The sequence below is a fragment of the Clostridium sp. UBA7503 genome (assembly GCF_002477055.1).
In the GTDB taxonomy this organism is placed as follows: domain Bacteria; phylum Bacillota; class Clostridia; order Clostridiales; family Clostridiaceae; genus Clostridium_J; species Clostridium_J sulfidigenes.
Genome location: NZ_DLNT01000050.1, coordinates 21,861 through 41,135 on the forward strand (window position 1 = coordinate 21,861; position 19,275 = coordinate 41,135).

The 19,275-nt window shown below is 31.3% G+C and carries 14 protein-coding genes; 10 read left to right on the forward strand and 4 right to left on the reverse strand.

Going from position 1 to position 19,275, the window contains the following annotated elements; translation table 11 throughout:
* The first annotated feature begins 178 nt into the window (after positions 1-178).
* Entirely contained in the window at positions 179-616 is a 438-nt protein-coding gene (locus B3630_RS15080; RefSeq protein WP_346899578.1) for a LysO family transporter, read from the forward strand.
* 1 nt (position 617) lies between these two features.
* Positions 618-1,217 (forward strand): lysine exporter LysO family protein, encoded by a 600-nt coding sequence (locus B3630_RS15085; RefSeq protein ID WP_346869579.1) that lies wholly within the window; start codon positions 618-620, stop codon positions 1,215-1,217.
* 140 nt (positions 1,218-1,357) lie between these two features.
* Here the strand turns inward: B3630_RS15085 and B3630_RS15090 are convergent, their stop codons facing one another.
* Genes B3630_RS15090 through nuoE form a run of 3 tightly spaced genes read right to left on the reverse strand, consistent with a single transcriptional unit; the run spans position 1,358 to position 5,504 of the window.
* The gene (locus B3630_RS15090) at positions 1,358-3,091 is read right to left on the reverse strand and encodes an NADH-dependent [FeFe] hydrogenase, group A6 (protein WP_346899580.1); all 1,734 of its coding nucleotides are present in this window, start codon (positions 3,089-3,091) and stop codon (positions 1,358-1,360) included.
* Between the two features lie 22 nt (positions 3,092-3,113).
* Positions 3,114-5,009: an NADH-quinone oxidoreductase subunit NuoF gene (locus tag B3630_RS15095; protein ID WP_346899582.1), complete on the reverse strand. Its 1,896-nt coding sequence runs from the start codon at positions 5,007-5,009 to the stop codon at positions 3,114-3,116.
* Positions 5,010-5,027: 18 nt separating this feature from the next.
* Complete coding sequence (nuoE, locus tag B3630_RS15100; RefSeq protein WP_414632616.1) at positions 5,028-5,504, reverse strand: NADH-quinone oxidoreductase subunit NuoE; 477 nt, start codon at positions 5,502-5,504, stop codon at positions 5,028-5,030.
* Positions 5,505-5,787: 283 nt separating this feature from the next.
* Here nuoE and B3630_RS15105 point away from each other — a divergent pair, with 283 nt between their 5' ends.
* The 4 genes from B3630_RS15105 to xdhC all read left to right on the forward strand — a co-directional run bounded on the left by B3630_RS15105 (position 5,788) and on the right by xdhC (position 10,953).
* Positions 5,788-7,104 carry an amidohydrolase family protein gene (locus B3630_RS15105; protein WP_346899584.1) on the forward strand — a complete coding sequence of 439 codons (1,317 nt, stop codon included), beginning with the start codon at positions 5,788-5,790 and terminating at the stop codon, positions 7,102-7,104.
* Positions 7,105-7,207: 103 nt separating this feature from the next.
* Positions 7,208-9,499, forward strand: a complete 2,292-nt coding sequence (gene xdhA / locus B3630_RS15110; protein ID WP_346899748.1) for a xanthine dehydrogenase molybdenum-binding subunit XdhA — start codon at positions 7,208-7,210, stop codon at positions 9,497-9,499.
* A gap of 108 nt (positions 9,500-9,607) precedes the next feature.
* Positions 9,608-10,465 (forward strand): xanthine dehydrogenase FAD-binding subunit XdhB, encoded by an 858-nt coding sequence (gene xdhB / locus B3630_RS15115; protein ID WP_346899586.1) that lies wholly within the window; start codon positions 9,608-9,610, stop codon positions 10,463-10,465.
* Between the two features lie 14 nt (positions 10,466-10,479).
* Positions 10,480-10,953, forward strand: coding sequence for a xanthine dehydrogenase subunit XdhC (gene xdhC / locus B3630_RS15120; protein WP_346899588.1), 474 nt, complete (start codon positions 10,480-10,482; stop codon positions 10,951-10,953).
* 122 nt (positions 10,954-11,075) lie between these two features.
* Here xdhC and B3630_RS15125 read toward each other — a convergent pair whose 3' ends face one another.
* The gene (locus B3630_RS15125) at positions 11,076-12,449 is read right to left on the reverse strand and encodes a nucleobase:cation symporter-2 family protein (protein WP_346899590.1); all 1,374 of its coding nucleotides are present in this window, start codon (positions 12,447-12,449) and stop codon (positions 11,076-11,078) included.
* Between the two features lie 291 nt (positions 12,450-12,740).
* On the opposite strand from B3630_RS15125, the gene ygeW reads away from it, so the two are divergent.
* From ygeW to yqeC, 4 genes are all read left to right on the forward strand, one after another.
* The gene (ygeW, locus tag B3630_RS15130) at positions 12,741-13,937 is read left to right on the forward strand and encodes a knotted carbamoyltransferase YgeW (protein WP_346899592.1); all 1,197 of its coding nucleotides are present in this window, start codon (positions 12,741-12,743) and stop codon (positions 13,935-13,937) included.
* Positions 13,938-14,022: 85 nt separating this feature from the next.
* Positions 14,023-17,055, forward strand: coding sequence for a putative selenate reductase subunit YgfK (gene ygfK / locus B3630_RS15135; RefSeq protein WP_346899594.1), 3,033 nt, complete (start codon positions 14,023-14,025; stop codon positions 17,053-17,055).
* Positions 17,056-17,102: 47 nt separating this feature from the next.
* Positions 17,103-18,431 carry a putative aminohydrolase SsnA gene (ssnA, locus tag B3630_RS15140; protein ID WP_346899596.1) on the forward strand — a complete coding sequence of 443 codons (1,329 nt, stop codon included), beginning with the start codon at positions 17,103-17,105 and terminating at the stop codon, positions 18,429-18,431.
* A 16-nt stretch (positions 18,432-18,447) separates the two neighbouring features.
* Positions 18,448-19,269 carry a selenium cofactor biosynthesis protein YqeC gene (gene yqeC / locus B3630_RS15145; RefSeq protein ID WP_346899598.1) on the forward strand — a complete coding sequence of 274 codons (822 nt, stop codon included), beginning with the start codon at positions 18,448-18,450 and terminating at the stop codon, positions 19,267-19,269.
* The last annotated feature ends 6 nt before the right edge of the window (positions 19,270-19,275 follow it).

Genomic DNA, 19,275 nt, shown 5'->3' on the forward strand with positions numbered 1-19,275 from the left:
CCTTATTTATCAATTTTTAATATATCCTATATATATTCAAGATTAAATATATTTATCATTATTATTACAAATAATTTCATGTATAAAGGTATAAAGTTAAATATAATAAAAATAATCTAAATATAATGTAACTGTTTCCAAATCTATGATATAATAACGTGGTAAAGGAGGGGGACATATGGAAATTTTAATTGCATTAATACTCGGTGCCATTATAGGTTACTTTCTAAAATTAGGTGAAAAGGGGAAAATAATAAATGGTAAATTACAACAACTTGGTGTAATATTCTTATTATTTTCTATGGGAGCTTCTATAGGAGCCGATAAAAGCATAATAAAAAATCTTCCGACCATAGGGTTAAAGTCTTTTTTATTTGCAGTAGCTACAATAGGTGTAAGTATAGTACTTGTGTATATTTTATCAGAAAAGTTTATGCCTAAGGAGAATCAATTAACCAAGGAAGAATCAATCTTAAATGTGGAAATCATAGAAAATGAAAAAGTGGTTACTGAAATTCATAGTGAAATTTTAAATGCAGAGATTGTAGAAGATGGAAATGTTGTAATTGAAGAGTGTAGTGAGCTTTTAAATGAGGCATGTGGGGAGGACAAGTAATATGACGTACATAATAATAGTATCTATATTAGTTGGAATGGGTTGTGGTTATTTTGTGTTTCCACCAGAAATAATGAGTAGTATTGATAATCTTGCATCCATTTCGTTATTTGTTTTAATCTTTTTAGTTGGCATAGATGTAGGTGGCAACAAGACCATATTTAAAGATCTAAAAAAGGCAGGATTTAAGGTTTTGTTAGTACCATTTGGAGGAATTGTAGGTAGTTTATTAGGAGGACTTTTAGTAGGATTCCTATTTAATATGGCTCTTAATGAAAGCTTAGCTATAGGTTCAGGATTTGGATGGTATAGCTTATCAGGAGTAATGCTTAAAGAAATGGGTGGAGATACTTTAGGAGCTATAGCATTTTTAACAAATGTATTCCGTGAGATGATAACAGTTATTTCAATTCCAATATTAGCTAAAAAACTGAATGGCTACACTGCCATAGCACCTGCAGGAGCAACTTCTATGGATACAACATTACCACTTATATCTAAAGCAACAAATCCAGAGATAGCTGTAATAGCATTTATAAATGGAGTTATATTAAGTTCTTTAGTTCCAGTATTTGTAACATTCTTTTATAACTTAGGATAATATTACTTTATATGTTTTTAATTTTTATAATTGTAAATAAGGAACTACATAAAAATGATGGTATAAANNTTTATACCATCATTTTTATGTTTATATTTATATTAGTTAGGGACTAATAACTAATAACTAAATTAAGGTGTTTATCTATTTATATAGTGAGTATGAAGTAAATGGTGAGATTTTTCTCCATTAGGTTTTCCAAGGAACTCATCATAAAGCTTTATTATCTCAGGGTTTTCATGAGATTTTCTTATAACCTTATTAGCATCCTCACTATAAAGAGCATTCATTCTTTTTTCTATTAATGAATATTGCTCATTAGAATATGGTTGACCACCACCGTTTATACATCCTCCTGGACATGCCATAACTTCAATGAAGTGATATTTTTTAGATGTATCTTCTATATTATCTAACAAATTCTTTGCATTTGCAAGTCCATTTACAATAGCTATATTAATAGTGTTACCATCAATAACTAATGAAGCTTCTTTGATTCCATCTAGACCTCTAACAGATTTAAAATCAAGTTCTTCTAAAGTACTATTTGTAATCCATTCATAAGCAGTACGTAAAGCAGCCTCCATAACTCCACCACTAGTTCCGAAAATAACCCCAGCACCAGTAGATTCACCCATAATAGTATCAAAATCAGAAGAAGGTAGAGTAGAAAATTCTAATCCAGAACGTTTAATCATCTTAGCTAATTCTCTTGTAGTTATAACTACATCGATGTCTGGATTATCATTTTCATTGACAAATTCTTCTCTGTTAGCTTCAAATTTTTTAGCAACACATGGCATTACAGATACAACAAAAAGTTTTTCCGATGGTATACCCAATTTTTCAGCAAGGTATGTTTTTGCAATAGCTCCCCACATTTGTTGAGGAGATTTGCATGTTGATGGAAGATTTAATAGGTTCCCATAGTGTTTTTCTATGAAATTAATCCATCCAGGACAACAACTAGTAATCATAGGAAGATTTTCACCACTCTTATATCTTCCTAGAAATTCTGTTGCTTCTTCCATAATAGTTAGATCTGCTGCAAAATCAGTATCATAAACCTTATCAAACCCAAGTTCTCTTAGTGATTCAACCATCTTACCAGTAACAGCACCTTCTTTAATACCAAATTCTTCTCCAAGTGCTGCACGAACAGCCGGAGCAGTTTGAACTACTACATATTTATCTTTATCACCTATAGCGTTTAATACATCTATAGTATTATCTCTTTCCATTAAGGCCCCAGTAGGACAGACATTTATACATTGACCACATAAAGTACAAGCGCTATTATTTAGATCTTCAAAGAATGCGGTGCTTATAGTGGTATTAAAACCTCTATTTATTGGTCCAATTGCACCAACCTTTTGAACTTGGCTACAAACAGCTTCGCATCTTCTACATAAAATACATTTGGAAGTATCTCTTACTATAGATGGATTTTCAAGTTCTTTTACAGCTACAGATTTTGAACCAGTATATTTTAAATTAGTTACTCCATAAGTACTAGCAAGCTCTTGGAGTTCACAATTTAAATTTTTTTGACAAGTTAAGCAATTCATAGAATGGTCTGATAATAAAAGTTCAATTATAGTTTTTCTTGCCGCTATTACTCTTGGAGTACTAGTATTAACAACCATACCTGGAGCAACAGCTGTACAACAAGATGGTGCTAAATTTTTTCTTCCTTCCACATCAACTACACAAACTCTACAAGAACCAGGTTTATTAGTTGTCTTTTTATCATGAAGATTTAGGTAGCAAAGGGTAGGAATTTTTATATTAAGCTTACGTGCAGCATCAAGAATTGTGGTTCCTTGCTCCACTGATATTTCTTTATTATTTATTTTAAGTGTAACTAAACTCAATACTTTCACCTCTTTTAAATTATTAAACTAGATCTATTGCATCAACTGGACAGCTAGATTTACATGCACCACATTTAATGCATTTACTATATTCAATTACATGCTTAGTCTTAACTTTACCTTGGATACATCCAACTGGACATTGTCTTGCACATTTAGTACAGCCAATACATCTATCAGTAATAACAAATTTCATAAGGTCCTTACAAACTCCTGCTGGACAAATTTTATCTACAACGTGACTTCTATATTCATCATAGAAATATTTCATTGTACTAAGAATAGGGTTAGGAGAAGTTTGTCCTAAAGCACAAAGTGAAGTATCTTTTATAGTGTTACTAAGCTCTTGAAGCTTATCTAGATCACTTAAATCACCTTCACCCTTTGATATTCTTTCAAGAATTTCAAGTAATCGAGTGTTACCAATCCTACAAGGTGTACATTTACCACAAGATTCTTCTTTTGTAAACTCTAAATAGAATTTAGCTATATCAACCATACAGTTGTCTTCATCCATTACTATCATTCCACCAGATCCCATCATAGAACCGATAGCACTTAAAGAATCAAAGTCAATAGGAGTATCTAAAAATTCTTTAGGAATACATCCACCAGAAGGGCCTCCTGTTTGAACAGCTTTGAATTCTTTATCAAATTTAATTCCTCCGCCTACTTCGAAAAGAATTTCTCTTAAGGTTGTTCCCATAGGCACTTCTACAAGACCAACGTTATTAATTTTACCAGCAAGAGCAAAAACCTTAGTACCAGCGGAAGATTTAGTGCCGATTGAACTAAACCAATCTGGACCATTATTAATAATAGCTGGAATATTCGCTAAAGTTTCAACGTTATTAACGCAAGTTGGCTTATTCCAAAGTCCAGATTCAGCAGGGAATGGTGGTTTATTTGTTGGTTCTCCACGGTTACCTTCTATTGAGTGAATAAGAGCAGTTTCTTCACCGCATACAAAGGCACCAGCTCCGTATTTAATTTCAATATCAAAATCAAAGCCTGAATTTAGTATATTTTCACCAAGGAGTCCATATTCTCTAGCTTGATTTATAGCGATTCTAAGTCTTTGAATTGCTAGTGGATACTCAGCTCTAATATAGATATTACCTTTAGTAGCACCTATAGCATAACCAGCAATAGCCATAGCTTCAAGAACACTATTTGGATCTCCTTCTAAAATTGAACGATCCATGAATGCACCTGGGTCACCCTCATCGGCATTACAAATAATATATTTTTGATCAGCATCATAGCCTTTTGCAAATTGCCACTTCTTTCCGGTAGGAAAGCCGCCGCCGCCTCTTCCTCTTAGTCCAGATTTTAACATAATATTTATTATGTCATCAGGAGTATATTTTGTTAGGCACTTTCCAAGAGCTAAATATCCTTTTTCAGCAATATATTCATCAATACTTTCTGGATTTATTAATCCACAATTTCTAAGAGCTATTCTTACTTGTTTCTTATAGAAGGTCATTTCATCTTGAGTCGTAACTCTTTCTTTTATAGTTGGCTCTTCGTAAAGCAATCTTTGTACAACATTTCCATTAACAATATGTTCACTTATAATTTCTTCAGCATCCTCAGGAGTTACGTGAACATAAAATACGTCATCTGGAGTAACTTTTACTATAGGACCTTTTTCACAGAAACCGAAACAACCAGTTATGGAAACGTATACTTCACCTTCCAAACCTAACTTATTAATTTCTTTTTCAAGGTTATCTTTAATTAAATCACTTTGTGCAGACTTACATCCGGTTCCTCCACAAATAAGTATTTCTTTCTTATAGTTATTTTTTTCACAAATAAAGCCATCGATACCAGCTGCTTTTCTAATATCAAGGGATGATTTGTATTCCTGATAAATTTTGTTTAGTTCTTCAAAGGAATTTATTTTATTCAACTTTGTTACCTCCTAATTCTACTCATATTCAGCTAATATACTTTTTACTTGGTCTGGAGTACAGTGACCGTAAACCTTATCATTTATGGTTAAAACGGGAGCTAGACCACAAGCACCAACGCATCTCAAAGAACCTAGTGTAAATTTCATGTCTTCTGTAGTTTGTCCAGATTTAATACCTAGTTCTTTTTCAAATTCTTTAAGAACATCTCCAGCACCACGAACAAAACATGCAGTACCCATGCACACGTTTATTACATTTTTACCACGAGGTTCTGTAGTGAAAAATGAGTAAAATGTTACAACACCATAAACTTTAGATATAGGTAAATTAAGTTTATTAGCGACGAAAGTTTGAACTTCCTTAGGTAGATATCCAAAGATATGCTGAGCTTTATGTAAAACCTCTATTAAAGCTCCATCTTTGCTAGGTAAGGAATTAATAAAATCTTCTAATTCCTTAAACATTTGATTTTTTTCTAAGTTACAACACACTTAAAAAATACCCCCTTACTAAATAAGTTTAACATTAAAAATATACAAAATATTTTCAATAATTCATCAAATCACTAACAGTATAATACTTTTTTAAAGTTTTGTATAGTGGGATTTTAAAAATAATGTAATCTATTACAATGAAAATTATCAACATCCGTATTAGAGAATTTAATTAAATATATGATATCAGTAATTTCTATTGGTGAAATAACATATTATAGTGATTAAAAGAATATAATTGTAAAATATTAGTATAAAGTAAATGTATGGGGTTGATATTTTGAATTGTTATGATTTGGCTATAGTCAATGGAAATATATATGTGGAAGGGGAATTTATTAAAGGAAATTTGTACATTGATAATGGGATTATTAAAAACCTGTCAAAGGATATTTTCTTATCAAAAGATATTTATGATGCAAAAGGAAATTATGTATTACCAGGATTTATAGATCCTCATGTACATTTTCAGCTTAGTGTGGGTAATGAGGTTTCTGCTGATGATTTTTACAATGGTTCTATAGTAGCTGCATATGGTGGAATTACAACATTTATAGATTTTTTAGATCCTGTAAAAAATATTGAAGAGTTAAAAAAAGCTTTTGTAGACAGAAAAAGAAAGGCAAAGGTTTCTGTTATAGATTATGGATTTCATAGTACTATTGCAAATTTTCAGGATAATGAAGAACTATTTATTGAGGAGATTAAAAAGAAGGGAATTTGTAGCATAAAATTCTTTACTACTTATAGTTCCAGTAATAGAAAAACTGGCTTAAGAACTATCGGTAATTTACTAAAAATTTCAAAAAAAATGAAAGTTATACTTATATCTCATAGTGAAAATGAAGAGTTAATCAGAGAAGGAAAGTTTCCAGTAAGATTTCATGAAGAAAATAGACCCACATTATGTGAGACTACAGAAGTTTTAACTTTAGCTGAAATGACTAAGAATATGGATGGATATATGTATATTGTACACCTTAGTTCAGGAGAATCTTTAAGACGAATTATGGATTTATATAAAAGCTTAATAAATAAAAATTTATTTATAGAAAGCTGCCCTCAATACTTTTATTTATCTAAAGATAATTATTTATTAAACGATGGCTTTCTATATACCTTAACGCCACCTCTTAGATCTTTAGAAGAAATTGATGAATTAAGAAAAAATATAGAGCATGTTAGTGTGATAGGTACTGATCATTGTCCATTTAAATCTAATGAAAAAGCAAGAGAAACTTTAGATTTAATTCCTATGGGAATAGGAGGAATAGAATATTCTTTTAATTTATTGTATGCAATGTTTGGTGATAAAATAATTGATAAATTTACAAAGAATCCAGCAAAGATTCATGGTTTATATCCTAAAAAAGGAACGTTACTCCCAGGATCAGATGCTGATGTTGTAATATTTGACCCTTTAGATAGGCATAAAATAAAATACTCTCATTCTAATTGTGACTACAATTTGTATGAAGGACTAGATGTAAAAGGTAAAGTAATTACGACTATTTCAAGGGGAAGATTTATTGTAAAGGATGGAAAATTGGTAAGTAATGAAAAAGGAAATTACGTAGGTAGAGAATTAAAGTTATAGAAAACACTAAAAAGTTTGTATAGTTATATATTTTTGTGACTAATTAATCAGTAAGAATAAAGGGAGGTGCTTTAGTAGGATTATAATCTTGCTAAAGAGAATTATGAGTTATAAGGTAATAGGTAGTAGTGTATCTAGATTAGATGGTGTGGCAAAGGTTACAGGGAAGGCTAAGTATGCGGATGACTATTTTGAAAGGGAAATGCTAATAGGAAAGGTGCTTAGAAGTCCTTATGCCCATGCAAAAATAAGAAGTATTGATGTTTCTAAAGCAAAAAGTTTAGAAGGTGTCGAAGCAGTAATTACTTATCAAGATTTACCAAAAATAAAATTTGCAACGGCTGGACACCCTTGGACCTTTGATGAAGCACATAGAGATGTAGAAGATAGATTAATCATTACTGATAAAGTTCGCTTTTATGGAGAACCAGTGGCGGCAGTTGTAGCCATAGATGAAATAATAGCTCTAAAAGCTATAAAACTTATAGATGTAGAATATGAAGTGTTACCATTTGTAATGGACCAGGAAGAAGCTATAAAAGAAGGTGCTCCAATAATACATGAAGAAAGACAAAATAATATTATTAGCTCTTTTGGCAATGAAGTAGGAGACGTAGAAATAGAGTTAAAGGAAGCTGACAAAGTATTTACAGGTAAATTTAATACTAGTACTGTACAACATTGTCATCTGGAAAATCATAGTGCATATGCTTTTATGGAGTCAGATGGAAGAATTGTAATAGTAACTTCTACTCAAATACCACATATTGTAAGAAGGATAGTAGGACAGGCATTAGGGTTGTCATTGGGAAGAATAAGGGTTATAAAGCCATATATTGGTGGTGGATTTGGAAATAAACAAGATGTTGTTATAGAGCCATTGACTGCAGCAATGACACTTGCGGTTAATGGAAGACCAGTTAGATATGCATTAACTAGAGAAGAATGTTTTATAGACACAAGAGTTCGTCATGCTATGCGATTTACATTTAAAACTGGAGTTACTAAGGAGGGTAAGTTACTAGCAATAGATATAAAAAATCTGGTAAATAATGGAGCATATGCATCCCATGGACATTCGGTGACCATGAGCTGTGGAAGTAAATTCAGACCATTATATGATTTTAATGCTATAAAATATGAGCCTAAAACTGTATATACTAATATGCCGGTAGCAGGAGCTATGAGAGGATATGGGGTTCCACAAATTTCATTTGCTCTAGAAAGTCATATAGATGATATTGCTAGAGAACTAAACATAGATCCTGTGGAATTTAGATTGAAAAATTTGGTAAAGCAAAATCATGTAGATCCATCCTCCAAAAATGTGGTGCGTTCCATGGGACTATCACAGTGTCTTGAAAAGGGAATGGAATTAATAAATTGGAATGAAAAGAAAAAGCTATATAAAAATCAAACAGGTAGTTTAAGACGTGGAGTAGGAATAGCTTGTTTTAGTTATTTTGCAGGTACCTATCCTGTAGCTCTAGAAGCAGCAGGGGCAAGAATTGTGATGAATCAAGATGGTTCAGTACAGTTGCAAATTGGGGCTACAGAAATTGGGCAAGGTAGTGATACTATATTTGCACAAATGACTTCAGAAGTTTTAGGAATTCCAATTAATATGGTTCATGTAATTTCAAATCAAGATACTGATGTTACTCCATTTGATACAGGTTCTTATGCATCAAGACAGACTTTTGTTACAGGTGCTGCAGTTAAAAAAGGTGCTATGGAGGTAAAAAGTAAAGTTCTTCAGTTTGCTAGCAGAAAAAATGGCCTCAATCCAGAGGTAATGGATATAGTTAATTGTAATATAGTTGAAAAAACAACGGGTATAGTTGTTTGTACTCTTGAACAAATAGCATTAGAATCATTTTATGATAGGATTTACAGTTCTCCTATAACTAGTGATACTTCTGTTAATATAAGGACTAATGTAGTTGCTTATGGAGCAACCTTTGCAGAGGTTGAAGTAGACATAAAAACTGGTAAAATAACCGTAGTAGAAATATATAATATTCATGATTCTGGAACTATAATTAATCCAATGCTAGCAGAAGGGCAAGTTCACGGTGGTGTAAGTATGGCACTCGGATATGCTTTATCGGAGCAAATGATATTTGATGAGAAGACTGGAAGAGCTCTTAATAACAATCTCTTAGACTATAAGTTACAAACTATTTTAGACACGCCTAATATTGATTCAGCATTTGTAGAAATTCCAGATGATGCAGGAAGTTTTGGACAAAAATCTTTAGGAGAAAATACAACACTTTCTCCAGCTCCAGCTATAAGAAATGCAGTCTTAGATGCAACTGGTGTTGCCTTTAATAAAATACCAATGAATCCGCAAAGAGTATTCGAAAAGTTTAAAGAAGAAGGCTTAATATAGGGTTTCCATTAAATTTAATAGTACAGATTTTATAGATATTGAATTGAAGTTATCAATATAGAAGGAGGTGGACTTTAGTAGAGGATTAAAGCTCTATTAAAGACAAAAATGTTTGATATTAAGAATATACTAGAACCTAGCAGTTTAGAAGAGGCAGTAAAAATTCTTTATGAAAATAATAATTTAAAAATAATATCTGGTGGAACTGATGTTTTAATTAAATTACATCGTGGTGATATGGAAGAAATAGAACTTTTAAGTCTAAAAAATTTAAACGAATTAGATTTTATAAAGGTTCTAGAAAATGACACCATAGAAATTGGCTCCACTACCTGCTTTACCAATATATATAGAAATAAAATTATAAAAGATTTTATTCCTGCTTTAGGTCAAGGGGCTGTATCTATGGGAGGACCACAGATAAGAAATATGGCCACTATTGGAGGAAATGTATGTAATGGAGCTGTTTCAGCAGATAGTGCACCAAGTTTATTTGCTTTTAATGCTAAATTAAGACTTAGAAGTTTTCAGGGAGAGAGGATAGTTCCAATAGAGGAATTCTACCAAGGTCCTGGAAAGGTTAATATAAGAAAAGATGAAATTCTAATAAGTATTTTAATTGAGAAAAAAGACTATGAGGGAGTAAGAGGAACATATATTAAGTATAGTAATCGAAAGGCAATGGATATTTCTATGCTAAGTGTATGCGTTGTAGCTAGTATGAAGGAAAATAAATTTAAAGATTTAAGAATAGCGTTAGGGGTAGCTGCGCCTACTCCTATAAGATGTAAGGATGCAGAGAAGTATGCCCTTGGTTTAGAAAATTCGGAAGAAAATATTAATAATATTGCACAATATGCAGTAAAATCAGCAAGTGCTAGAGACTCATGGAGAGCATCAAAAGCTTATAGGGAGCATTTAATAAAGGAATTAACGGTACGAGGTATTTATGAAGTAACTAAATAAGGTGGGATTTTAATATGATTGATAAGAATTATAGAAAGATATCAGTAAAAGTAAATGGAAAAGATTATAATTTAGAAGTAGATGTACGAGAATCTTTGTTAGATGTATTGCGAAATAGACTTCAATTTACAGGAGTAAAGCAAGGATGTTCAGTTGGAGAATGTGGAGCTTGTACAGTACTAGTGGATGGAATACCTATAGATTCATGTATTTATATGGCTGTTTGGGCTCATAAAAAAGAAATTTTAACCATAGAGGGTGTATCAGAAAATGGAAACTTATCAAAGGTGCAAAAGGCATTTATAGAAGAGGGTGCAATTCAATGCGGATTCTGTACTCCAGGATTAGTACTTACGACTACATCATTGGTAAATAATCGTAAAGATTATACTGATGAAGAAATAAAAAGAGAAATATCTGGACATTTATGTAGATGTACAGGATATCAAAAAATATTTAATGCTACAAAAAAATCCCTTAAGAAATAAATTTAATAGAAAATAATACCAGTTAATATTTGGCATAGGATTTTTTGCAAAAAAATAAGAGATATAAAGAGTATTGATTAACTTTCTATATCTCTTATATAGATTTGAGGAATACAAAGTAGTTATTTGTTTAAAGGCATACCAGATTTAGTTTTAATAACAGGTTTTTGAGACTTATCACTAGGTAAGATTAAATTTAATATTACAGCAAATATAGTTGCAGTTGTTACACCGGAACCAAAGATTATTTGTAAGGATTCTGGGAACATACTAAGAGCTTCAGGTCTAACAATGACACCTACACCTAAAGCAAAAGATATCCCAATTACAAAAATATTCCTTCTAGTCATATCAACTTTGCCTAGAATTTTAATACCAGAACAAGCAATAGAACCGAACATGACTATACCAGCAGCTCCAAGAACTGGACTCGGCATAATTGATATTATAGAGGAAAATTTTGGTATGAAACCCATTATAGATAATATTACTCCAGCTATAATTATAACAAACCTACTAGCAACGCCTGTAACATTTATAAGGCCAGTACATTGGCTAAAGGATGTATTTGCAGTAGAGTTAAAAAATCCAGCTAGAATTGATCCAAGTCCATCACAAAGTACACCTCCAGAAAGTTGATTGTTAGAAACCTCAATTTCACATGCTTCTCCAATAGCTAGAGTATCACCTACAGTTTCTACAGTAGTTGCTAGATAAACAGCTAAAAAACTAATAATAGCTGGTACAGAAAATTTAATTCCAAATTTAAGAGGTCTAGGAATAGAAATCCAGGATGCAGCAGATATTGGAGTAGTGTCTAATAAGTTGAAAGGAATAGCTAATAAATATCCACATAATATACCTATAAATATTGAGCAAGAGCTTATAAAAGTATTTTTAGATTGATTGGTAATTATAATAATAATTAGGACAATAGCACCAAGCAATAGAAATTTAGGATCTCCATAGTTTGGATTTCCAGAGCCGCCAGCTAACCAATCAATTCCAACAGGAATGATAGTAATACCTATCATAGTAACAACAGTACCAGTAACGAGTGGTGGAAAAATTTTTTTAATATAGTTAATAAAAAAGCTTAGAATTACTTCTAGTAAGGCACCTACCATTGTAGCTGTACATATGGTAGCAATACCTAAAGTCATGTTGCCGTTATAGGTACTACCGATGGCAATAGCCGGACTTACAAAAGCAAAGGAGGTACCCATGATAAATGGAAGCTTGCTTCCAATAGGTCCAATACCTTTAGCTTGAATAAGTGTTGTAAGACCAGAAGCAAATAGGGAACATGAGACTAGAAATGATGTGTCAGATATTTTTAATCCTAGTGCACCAGCTACTACTAGTGGAACTGCTACTATACCACTGAAACATGCAAAAATTGCTTGAAATGCAAGAATTAAAGTTTGTTTCATAGGTGGTTTGTCATCTAATTTAATTCTAAGAAGCGATTTCTTTGGAGCGTTAGTTGTTTGCAATTTAATTCCCCCTCTAAATTTATAATTATATCTTATGCATAATTCATGAAGTGATGTAAATATTTTACTAACTAGTTAATATAAAAAATATATACTTAACTATAGTTTATGAATAAGTATAATAAATTTATGAATAAATTTAAATTATTTAGATTTTATATTTACAAAAAATGGTATAAGAGTTATAATTTAATTAACTAGTCAGTAAGTGGATTTGCGGTGAACTACAAAAGAATTAAGCATAGAAATTTATTTTGGAATAGAAGATTAAAAAATCAAGGGGTGGATTTTGTGGAAAATATTAAAAATCTTATGGAGAGACTTAAAAAACTAGATTTTAGGGAGATGTACAATAATGATTTTTTCTTAACATGGGAAAAAAGTAATGAAGAATTAGAATCAGTATTTGTTGTTGCTGATATTCTTCGTTCAATGAGAGAAAATAATATATCGACGAGAATATTTGATAGTGGATTAGGTATTTCGGTATTTAGAGATAATTCTACTAGAACTAGATTTAGTTTTGCTAGTGCATGTAACTTATTAGGATTAGAGGTACAAGATCTCGATGAAGGAAAATCTCAAATAGCGCATGGAGAAACTGTCCGTGAAACTGCAAATATGATTTCTTTTATGGCAGACATAATTGGAATTAGAGATGATATGTTTATAGGAAAGGGTAATGCTTATATGAAAGAAGTTTCTAATGCTGTTCAGGAAGGTTACGCTGATGGAGTATTAGAACAACGTCCGACTCTGATTAATTTACAATGTGATATAGACCATCCAACTCAATGTATGGCGGATTTATTACACTTGATTCACTATTTTGGTGGAGTGGAAAATTTAAAAGGTAAAAAATTAGCTATGACTTGGGCTTATTCACCTTCTTATGGGAAACCACTTTCGGTTCCGCAAGGAGTTATTGGACTTATGACAAGAATGGGAATGGAAGTTGTATTAGCACATCCAGAAGGATATGATGTACTTCCTGAAGTAGAGGAAGTTGCTAAGGGAAATGTAGAGAAGAACGGTGGAAGCTTTACAAAGACTAATTCTATGAAAGAAGCCTTTAAAAATGCAGATATAGTTTATCCAAAGAGCTGGGCACCATTTGAAGCTATGGAAAAACGTACAGAACTATATTCAAAGGGTGATATAGCAGGTATTGATGAACTTGAAAAAGAATTGTTGAAAGAAAATGCTAAATATAAGGATTGGGAATGTAATGAAAAAATTATGGAGTTTACTAAGGATGGTAAAGCATTATATCTTCATTGTTTACCAGCGGATATAACAGGTGTAAATTGTGAAATTGGGGAAGTGGAAAAATGTGTATTTAATCGTTACCGTGAATTACTATACCGTGAAGCTGGATTTAAGCCATATATAATTGCTGCCATGATGTTCTTAAGTAAAGTTAAGGATCCTATATCTGTTTTTAAGAAATTGCTAGAAGAAGATAAGCCGAGATTTATAGAAAAATAAAGAGTAAATAGATTAATTAAATTATGTATTTACTTAAGGGTATATAATGCTTTTAAGTAATTTATGAATTATAGGGGGAGTAAATATGAGTGACAAAATACGCCCAATAAGTTTTGAAAAACTCATTAACTGGATTTTTACTGAACTAAAAACTAAAGAAAGTATTTTTGGAATTCATAAAGATAAGTTTTACTATGGAATCCCTAATAACACTATTCCTTTTTTAGGAGAGAAGTTAGGCCTACCAATTGGACCAGCAGCAGGTCCTAGTTCACAATTAGCTCAAAATATTATAGCAGCATATCTTACTGGTAGTAGATTTATTGAGTTAAAGACGGTCCAGATTATTGATGGAGAAGATCTCCCAGTGTTAAAGCCATGTATTAATGCTGAGGATGAATGCTATAACGTAGAGTGGTCTACAGAACTAACTGTAGAAGAAGCTTATGAGGAATATGTGAAAGCTTGGATTATATTACATGTTTTAATGAAGGAACTTAACTTGAGCGTAGAAAGAGACTTTGTTTTTAACATGAGTGTAGGATATGATTTTGATGGAATAAAATCAGATAAGATAGATTGCTATATAGAAAATTTGAAAAATTCAAAAAATACAAAAATATGGAAGGAATCTATTCAAATGTTGGAGAATAATATTGAAAAATTTTATAGATTTTCAATTGAAGATTTATATAAAATTTCTTCAAGGGTGTGTAATTCAATTACGCTATCAACTCTACATGGATGTCCTCCACAAGAAATAGAAAGAATTGCTACTTATTTGTTAAAAGAAAAACATCTTCATACCTTTGTAAAGATGAATCCTACATTGCTTGGTGAAGCGTTTGTAAGAAAAACTCTTAATAAAATGGGTTATGAATATATAAAACTAAATTCACATCATTTTAAAAATGATTTGCAATGCGATGATGGAATAAAAATGATAAAAAAATTAAAAGATGTAGCTGAAATGGAAAATATAGAAATAGGAGTAAAACTTACCAATACTCTTCCGGTAAGGATATTAAATGAAGAACTACCAGGAGAAGAGATGTACATGTCAGGTAGGTCCTTATATCCTTTATCTATTAATTTAGCAAGTAACCTTTCAGAGGAATTTGAAGGAAAATTATATATTTCATATTCTGGTGGAGCTGAATTCTTTAATGTAGATAAGATATTTGAAACAGGAATACGTCCAATAACTTTTGCAACTACAATATTAAAACCAGGTGGTTATGAAAGAATTAACCAGATAGCTAAAAAGTTAGAACCACTTATTTCTAATAGAAAGTCAATAATTGATATGCGATTACTAAAAATACTAGCAAAAGATTCAATTGATGATAAGCATCACCTTAAGAAAGCAAGGGTAGTAAAAAGCAGAAAACTATATAAGGATTTACCAATATATGATTGTACAATTGCACCTTGCAGTAAAGGCTGTCCCATTGAACAACAGATTCCAGAGTATATAGAGCTTGTGGGAGAAGGAAAATATGATGAAGCTTTTCAAGTAATAGTTAGAGATAATGCAGCCCCAGCTATAACAGGGACTTTATGTAATCATAACTGTCAAAATAAATGTACTAGACTAGATTATGATAGTTCCTTAGAAATTAGAAGAATAAAAAAAATAGCCGTGGATAATGCTGAAGATATATATACAAAGAATATAAAGCCAAGCCCAATGAAAAGTCATAAAAAGGTAGCTATCATAGGAGCTGGAGTAGCAGGTTTATCTACAGCGATGTATCTTAGAAGAAATGGTATTAGTGTAGAAGTATTTGAAAAAAGAAATAAACCATATGGGATTATAAATTATGTAATTCCAAGCTTCAGAATAGATAATTTAGCTTTAGAACAGGATTTTAAAATGGTAAAAAGCCATGGAGTTAAGATAAATTTTGATGTAGCTGAACAGGTTGATTTGAATGTTTTGAAGAAAAACTTTGATTATGTTGTCCTAGCAACAGGAGCTTGGAAGCCAGCATGTATTTCACTTAAAAAAGGTAATGATAGAGTCTTAAATGCTATTGAATTCTTAGAAGATTTTAAAGAAAACAGTGAGGATATAAAACTAGGAACCCATGTATGTGTTATTGGTGGAGGGGACGTAGCCATGGATGTATCTCGTGCTGCAAAAAGAGTTAATGGAGTTGAAAAGGTAACCATTATATATAGGAGAACTAAAGATTTAATGCCTGCTAGTAGAGAAGAAATTAAATTAGCTATTGAAGAAGGCATTGAATTTAAAGAGTTATTATCCCCTGTGGATTTAGAAGATAATATTCTTGTTTGTGAAAGGATGATTTTAGGAGAACAAGATAAATCAGGTAGAAAAAATTTGATTTCCTTAGGAAAATATGAAAGTATAAGTGCAACTACAGTTATAGCAGCTGTTGGAGAAAAAATAGATTCAGAATTATTTAAAAGTCTTGGTATAGATATAAATTCTAAAGGACTTCCTGAAGTAAACAGTAAATGTGAAACTAATATATCTAACGTATATGTAGCTGGAGATGCTAAAAGTGGTCTAGGTACTATAGTAGAAGCATTGTCCCATGGGAAAATTATAACTAGGGACATTTTAAAAAAAGAAAATATGTCTTGTGATTTCCTTAGAGCTGAAAAAAATAGTTTTGAATATGAACTTGAGAAATCTTATGAAAGAAAAGGTGTACTACTTGAAACAATACCTTCTAAGGAAGAGGCTATAAGATGTCTTAAATGCAATAATATTTGTGAAATATGTATAGACGTTTGTCCTAATAGAGCAAATATGCTTATAGATATTAAAGAAGGTCCTATAGTAGGTCATCAAATTATACATTTAGATGGTATGTGTAATGAATGCGGAAATTGTGGAGTATTTTGTCCATATAAAGGTAATCCTTACAAAGATAAAATTACTATATTTTGGAGTGAGGAAGATTTTGAAAACAGTAGCAATTCAGGTTTCTGTGCAATAGATTCTATTAAAGGTATTTTTAAAGTTAGGGATGAAAAAGGTGAAATTTATAATTGGTGTATTGAAGAAAATAACTCAGAATCAATCTCCAAGGAAATGAAATCTATTATTGAAACTTGTGTAAACAGGTATGAATATATAATCTAGAGGTATTTAAATAAGATTAAATTATTTAATCTATAGGGGGAGTGTGAATGCTACTAGTAGGTAATGGAATAGTTGTAACCAGAGATGATTTAAACACAATTATACATGACGGATGTATAGTTATAGAAAAAGATAAAATTGTAGAAGTAGGAAATACAAAAAAATTAAAAGAAAAATATCTAGACTATAAATTCATTGATGCAAGAGGAAAATTAATAATGCCGGGTTTTATAAATACACATATGCATTATTACAGTACCTTTGCTAGAGGAATTGCTAATGATAGTCCTGCAGCAAAATGTTTTTTAGATATATTGAAGGGATTATGGTGGAGATTAGATAAAAAGTTAACTCTAGAGGATGTATACTATAGTGCAATAGTTCCAATGATAGATCAAATTAAAAATGGTGTAACAACTTCCTTTGATCATCATTCCAGTCCATATGGTTTAAGGGGGAGTTTATTTACTATTGCGGATGCAGCTAAGGAAGTAGGTATTAGAAGTAACCTGAGTTATGAAACTTCTGATAGAGATGGTGAGAACGTAGTAAAGCAAAGTATTGAAGAAAATATTGAATTTATAAAGTATTGTAATAGAGAAAAGGATGATATGATAAAGGGATTATTTGGGCTTCATGCATCCATGACTATTAGTGAAAATACTGTAGAGAGATGCCTAACAGCCATAGAGGGTTTAAATACAGGGTTCCATGTACACTGTGCTGAGGGAGTTGAAGATGTACAAGATTCTATGGAAAAGTATGGTGTAGGAGTAATTGAAAGATGGTATAAAAGAGGCATTCTTTCTGATAAAACTATGGCTATTCATTGTGTACACATAACTGATGATGAAATGGATATGCTGAAAGAAAAGAATTCCATAGTAGTTAATAATCCTCAGTCTAATATGGGTAATGCAGTAGGAACATCACAAATTTTAAAAATAGCAAAAAAACAAATATTGTTGGGGTTAGGGACAGATGGATACACCTCTGATATTTTAGAGTCTTATAAAACTGGAGGTGCCATTCAAAGGCATGAAGCTAAGGACTCAACAGTAGCTTGGGTAGAGTTACCACAAATGCTTTTTAAAGGTAATAGGGTTATAACTGAAAGATTTATAGATAATTCCATAGGAATTATAAAAGAAAGTGCGTTAGCTGACGTTATAATTGTTGACTATAATCCTCCAACACCTATATATAAAGATAATATAGATAGTCACATTCTATTTGGAATAAGTGGGAGAAATGTTGAAACTACTATTGTAAATGGAGAGATTATAATGATGAATAGAAAACTGGTTAATTTAGATGAGGAAAGAATTAGGGCTAGAAGTAGAGAACTAGCAACTGAGGTTTGGAAGAGGTTTTAAAAAGGAGTGAAAAAGGGTGGACATTTTAAATGCTCTTACTGTTAATAAAGGAGAAAGAATATCTATAGTAGGAGCTGGAGGAAAGACCACTCTTATGTTTATCCTAGCAGAAGAGTTGAAAAAAAGAGGAAGAGTTCTTATAACAACAACAACTAAAATATATCTACCTAAAAGAAATCAATATAATTGTTTAATTCTCAAGGATAGCTTTGGAGATTATATTAATGAAGAAAGTAAGTATATTCTAAATGGAAGTAAAGTATATGTATATTTCGGAAATATAAGTAAAACAAATGAGCTAGATGGTGAAATTCATGTTTATGGTTCTGGTGTCAGTGGAGAAAATAAAGTCATTGGAATTGATGATAAAAGTATTTCTAATATACTTAACAATTATGATTATATTTTAATAGAATCTGATGGAGCAAAAGAAAAAACTTTAAAAGCTTGGAAGGAAGATGAGCCGGTAGTAAGTAATTTTACTAGTACAACAATAGGAGTTTTAAGCGGAGAAGCCTTGAATTTAAAAGTCCATAATGGAAATATTCATAGGATTGATGAGTTTTTAAAACTTACAAATAAAAGCCTAGGAGATAGTATAAATGAAGAAGATTTGCTAGCTTTAATATTTGAAAAAGAAGGATTATTTAAAAACTCAAAAGGTAAAAGAATTTTATTTATAAATAAAGTAGAAGATGATTTTAAGAAGTTAGAAAATCTAATAGAATATATAACAATAAAAAATGAAGAATTAAGATTATTAGACGGAATACTTATTGGGAGTTTATTAAACAAAACATATAAGGTTATATATGAAGAATCTAGAGAAAAGCTTTAAGGGGGA